The organism is Candidatus Magnetominusculus xianensis (assembly GCA_001541255.1).
GTDB classification, from domain to species: domain Bacteria; phylum Nitrospirota; class Thermodesulfovibrionia; order Thermodesulfovibrionales; family Magnetobacteriaceae; genus Magnetominusculus; species Magnetominusculus xianensis.
Map to the genome: position 1 here is coordinate 1 of LNQR01000013.1, position 4,345 is coordinate 4,345.

3 protein-coding genes and 1 pseudogene are annotated in these 4,345 nt (G+C 43.1%); 2 read left to right on the forward strand and 2 right to left on the reverse strand.

The genetic code is table 11. The features are described from left to right. Both ASN18_RS17405 and ASN18_RS01630 read left to right on the forward strand, forming a co-directional pair. Positions 1 to 180: pseudogene (locus ASN18_RS17405) on the forward strand (hypothetical protein); the annotation flags it as partial. Positions 181 to 465: 285 nt separating this feature from the next. Continuing rightward, positions 466 to 1,053, forward strand: coding sequence for a flagellar hook assembly protein FlgD (locus tag ASN18_RS01630; protein ID WP_085050860.1), 588 nt, complete (start codon positions 466 to 468; stop codon positions 1,051 to 1,053). A 276-nt stretch (positions 1,054 to 1,329) separates the two neighbouring features. Here the strand turns inward: ASN18_RS01630 and ASN18_RS01635 are convergent, their stop codons facing one another. Further along, on the reverse strand, positions 1,330 to 2,703 hold the full coding sequence (locus ASN18_RS01635) for a sigma-54-dependent transcriptional regulator (protein WP_085050861.1): 1,374 nt from the start codon (positions 2,701 to 2,703) through the stop codon (positions 1,330 to 1,332). Continuing rightward, complete coding sequence (locus ASN18_RS01640; RefSeq protein WP_157072776.1) at positions 2,700 to 4,193, reverse strand: sensor histidine kinase; 1,494 nt, start codon at positions 4,191 to 4,193, stop codon at positions 2,700 to 2,702. Before ASN18_RS01640 ends, ASN18_RS01635 begins: the two co-directional genes overlap by 4 nt. Positions 4,194 to 4,345: the final 152 nt, after the last annotated feature.

Sequence of the window (4,345 nt, forward strand, 5' to 3'; positions counted from 1 at the left end):
CCCCCATTTGAGGGTGCATACGAGGCAGTGTTGAAGTTCATTGCCGCAGCAAAGGACAACATCCCTGAAGTTACGGCAACGGCAGTCGATGCCCCTGGTGTGGACATAGAAAAGTGCTGTGAGATTGCCATGTCACTGGGGGCAGCGTTTCGGCTCAGGCATTTAGACATTGTTGGTTAAGAAAAATATCCTGCGGACAACCTCTTAGATTAGAACGAAATGTAGCGTATTCACGGGTGTCCTTGACTATATTGCCACATTCATCCTCGGAAGGTTTCGCCTTCCCCTCCCTCCGAACCGTACAGGCGAATGCGGCTCAGACATCGGGATTGACAAGTTGATTCATGGGCTGTGGTTAAGTACAGCTAAATGCAGTTCATCAGAGTGTTTACCCTATCCTCACGGCTTAAAAAATATAGCGCTAATCGCTGGCGTTGTGTTATATTACGACACAGGAGGTGTTAAATGGAAATCGATGGGACAATCACTAAAACCGCTAAAGAGACTGACGTAGAACTGTATAACGAGATAAAAGAACTTATTCGCACAGTGCGCCAATTGAAAGAGACAAAGGCCGCTCTGATGGACGAATCTAATGGGCTTAAAGATAATATTGAAGCGTTAAACTCCGAACTCCGGGGGATGGATATCGTTATATCAGTTACAGAAAGTGAAATCAAATCAAATGAGTACAGGTCTAAGGGTTTTTGGGATTCAATAGAGCGCCTTGCCGACAAAAAAGAACAGTTAATTGATGATATTAACGGTCTGCAGTTCAGCACAAAGGGTGTCACAGGAGACGTAAATAACTGCCTTACGCTTAAGGGACATCTTGAAGAAGAACTCTCCGATATAAATAAGGAAAAGGCTCTCGTTATAAACAAACTTAAAGGAATGGAAGATGGCGTAAGTGAAATATCAAAGAAAAAGGCCGAAAAGCTGCCACACCTTAAGACCTTTGACGTGGTACTCAAGAGCATCCACAACGAGCTGAAAGAAATCGAAAACAGAATGGATGTTTCGCTGAAGTTTATACAACACGGTCAATATTAACACATATGTTGGTAACGGTGAAGCAAGCTAAAGTATCACTTCACCATAGAGCCAATTGCAAAATGCTGTAGCTCTTTAGTACCTGCAACATCCTGGATTCCCGTTTTCCAGAGGATGAAATGGCTATTGAATTTTTCAAATACGTTTATCATGCTGAAAACACGAGGAAATCTCTGTTGCAAGCTTCTAATGCGTTTGCCCTATCAACCCACATCAGGGCAAACGCGGATCACAGCCAGTGAACGTACTTCATGACATCTCAATCATAACTACAGTCTAACCTTTAAACACATCTATGTTTATATTAAAATCCTTAATCTTTTGCTGGAGGCTTTGGCGGTGGATGTCAAGCAGTCTTGCCGCCTGGGAAATGTTGCCGCTGCTTTCTTTTAGGGCCGCTGTAAGCAGTGTTTTTTCAAATTCGTATAGGGCGGCTTTCAGTGGTTTTGCCGATTCAGGCTGCGCTGGTCTTATCTTCGTGCCCTTTATCGATTTTGGAAGGTCATCAACGGTAACAACCGACCCATGTGCGAAGGTTACACAGTACTCTATTGCGTTTTCCAGTTCCCTGACGTTGCCCGGAAAGTCATAGCTTGAGAGCGTGTCAATAGCCTCCGGGGAGAGTTCTGTGATATGCTTGTCAGTGCGCTTTCCGGCATATTTTGATAGAAAGTGTACGGCCAAAAGCGGTATGTCCTGACGCCTCTGCCGAAGCGGGGGTATCTGAATCGAAATAACATTCAATCTGTAAAACAAGTCTTCTCTGAATGTCCCTTCAGACATCGCCTTCTCAAGAATCCGGTTTGTTGCCGCGATGACCCTGGTATTTATCTTTGTCGTGTGCGGACTGCCTACTTTGTTAAATTCTCCCTCCTGCAACACCCTCAGGAGTTTTACTTGAAAGTCCGGGGTGGTCTCCCCAATTTCATCAAGAAATAGTGTCCCGCCAGAGGAAAGTTCCAAAAACCCGGTCTTGTCCCTTACCGCACCTGTGAATGCACCCTTCACATAGCCAAACAGCTCTGCCTCGATGAGTTCCCGTGATATTGCCCCGCAGTTTACCGCGACAAAGTGGTTTCCACGCCTTTGTGAGTTGTAGTGGATGGCTCGTGCTACAAGTTCCTTTCCAGTGCCTGATTCTCCGGTTATCAGGACGTTGCTGTCGCTTGCCGCTGTTTGTCTGATTATCTTAAATACGTCCTGAATAAGCTGGCTTTTACCGATGATGTTTTCAAATCCAAATGAGTGGTAGAGTTCATGTCTGAGGTGGTTGATCTCGTCAGTAAGGGTTATCTTTTCGATGGCGTTTTTGCATATGATTCTTACCTTGTCGATGGATAGGGGTTTTGTCAGATAGTCATAGGCGCCGCTTTTAATTGCCTCAACAGCCGTCTCAATACTTGCAAAACCCGTTATTACGATAATCTGGCATGAAGGGAGGCGTTCTTTTGCGTGTTTGATTATGTCGAGGCCACTTGTGTCCGGCAGTTTCAGGTCGGTAAAAATTATCTCGAAATCCCGCTCAGTTATTATGGGGATTGCCACAGAACCTGTATGAGCTGTTGTAACCTCATAGCCTTCTTTTTTAAACAGCATCTCAAGGGAGCGGCAAATCCCTATCTCATCGTCCACGACAAGAATTCTTATCACAACTCTATTCCTGTAGGTTGAGTTAAAACATTGGGTTGGTCTATGGGCAGCTTTATCTTAAATACCGTCCCTTTTTCAGTATTAGTTGATACACTAATAAGACCATGATGGCTTTCGATTATTTTTCTTGTGATAGCCAGTCCGAGGCCGCTTCCACCCTGTTCCTTTTTTGTCGTAAAAAAGGGATCAAATATTCTCCCAATATACTCGTCAGGGATTCCTATGCCGGTGTCGCTTATTGTTATCACTGCGAAGTTGTCTTCGCTATAGGCAGATGCGCTTATCTCTATGCTTCCGCCTGAGGGTACTGATTCAAAGGCGTTTGAGATTATGTTAAACAGGGCATTGTATATTAACGATCGGTCAATGGTTATTATCTCTGGTAAATCCAAGGTGGACGTGATAAGATTGACACCCCTACTGATGTTTTGTTTCAGTGCAACTGCTGCTACTTCCTTAATTAACTCGCTGATATTTACCGGAGCCAACCTTAACGGTTCTTTTCTTGCGTAGTCTGTAAGTTTTCTTATTACATCCTGGCAGCGGTTGATTTCCTTTAATATAAACCTGATATCTTCCTTTTTGGGGTCTGCATCATCTATTTCTTCGTAAAACATTCCAAGCATCAGGGTGACTGATGACAGGGGATTGTTTATCTCGTGGGCTATTTCAGAGGCTATTAGTCTCATGGCTGATGCCTTTTTCGATTCGATTATGGTCTCTTGTTTTTCAATTAGTTCTCTGTTTGCATCTTCAAGTGAGTTGAGTGTTTTATCAAGTTCGGCTTTATACTTCTTAAGTCTTATTATCGTCAGGTTATAGACTTCTATTAAAATAGCAATCTCCTCTGGCGCTTCGATGTCGTAGATATTTTCAAACTCTCCCCTTGAGAGTTTTTTAAATGACCTTTCAATTTTCTTTATAACGGTTATGACCTTTTTCGATAACAAGTATCCAGATGTTGTAGCGGCGGCAAGGAGCAGTATGATTGTAATAATAAGGTTGTGTTCTATCTCCGAGATTGATACCTCAATTTTCCGTCTTTCCTTAATCTTGAAATCATAAAGTATTGTCTCGATAGTCCTTGCAGAAGCACGCATATTTTTTATTATGGACAGTTTGTCCGGCGTGTTGTCAGAAAGCTGATTTGCAGAGGCTTCATAGTCAGATAGTTTCTTTTGCAGTTCCATGTAATCCTCCCTTCCGACAGCCCCGACAAGTACCATTTCAATGGTAAGCACTTTCCTTTTCAGGTTTCTGAGGTTTTCATAGAACAGTATAGTGTTTACCTCTTCGTGGAACAGGAGGATGTTTTTTTCGTATCTCCTCAGTTCAAGCAGTGTTGTGTTTATATCGTCGGCTGCCTCCATGAGCATGATTTGCTGAAAGATTGTTTTAAACTTGTTGATTTGGTACAGAAATATAACGACAGTTACCAACACTGGGACAATGATACTTAAGAAAATTCTATGCCAAAGTTTAAATCTCATATGTGCTATACATTATCATGTCAGGCAGTTTACTGTAAAGTGCCGGTATTCCCTGTGATAAACCAGGAGTTCCCCCGAAAAATTTGGTGGCGGTCAGTATGGGAAGAGGGGTAGTTGGTTAGCCCTGTTGTTGGCGGTAATAACAATCCTGC

What these genes read in the sequence shown, in the direction of transcription:
- ASN18_RS01630 (WP_085050860.1), top strand. Translation starts at nt 466, where the DNA reads ATGGAAATCGATGGGACAATCACTAAAACCGCTAAAGAGACTGACGTA.
- ASN18_RS01640 (WP_157072776.1), bottom strand. Translation starts at nt 4,193, where the DNA reads ATGAGATTTAAACTTTGGCATAGAATTTTCTTAAGTATCATTGTCCCA.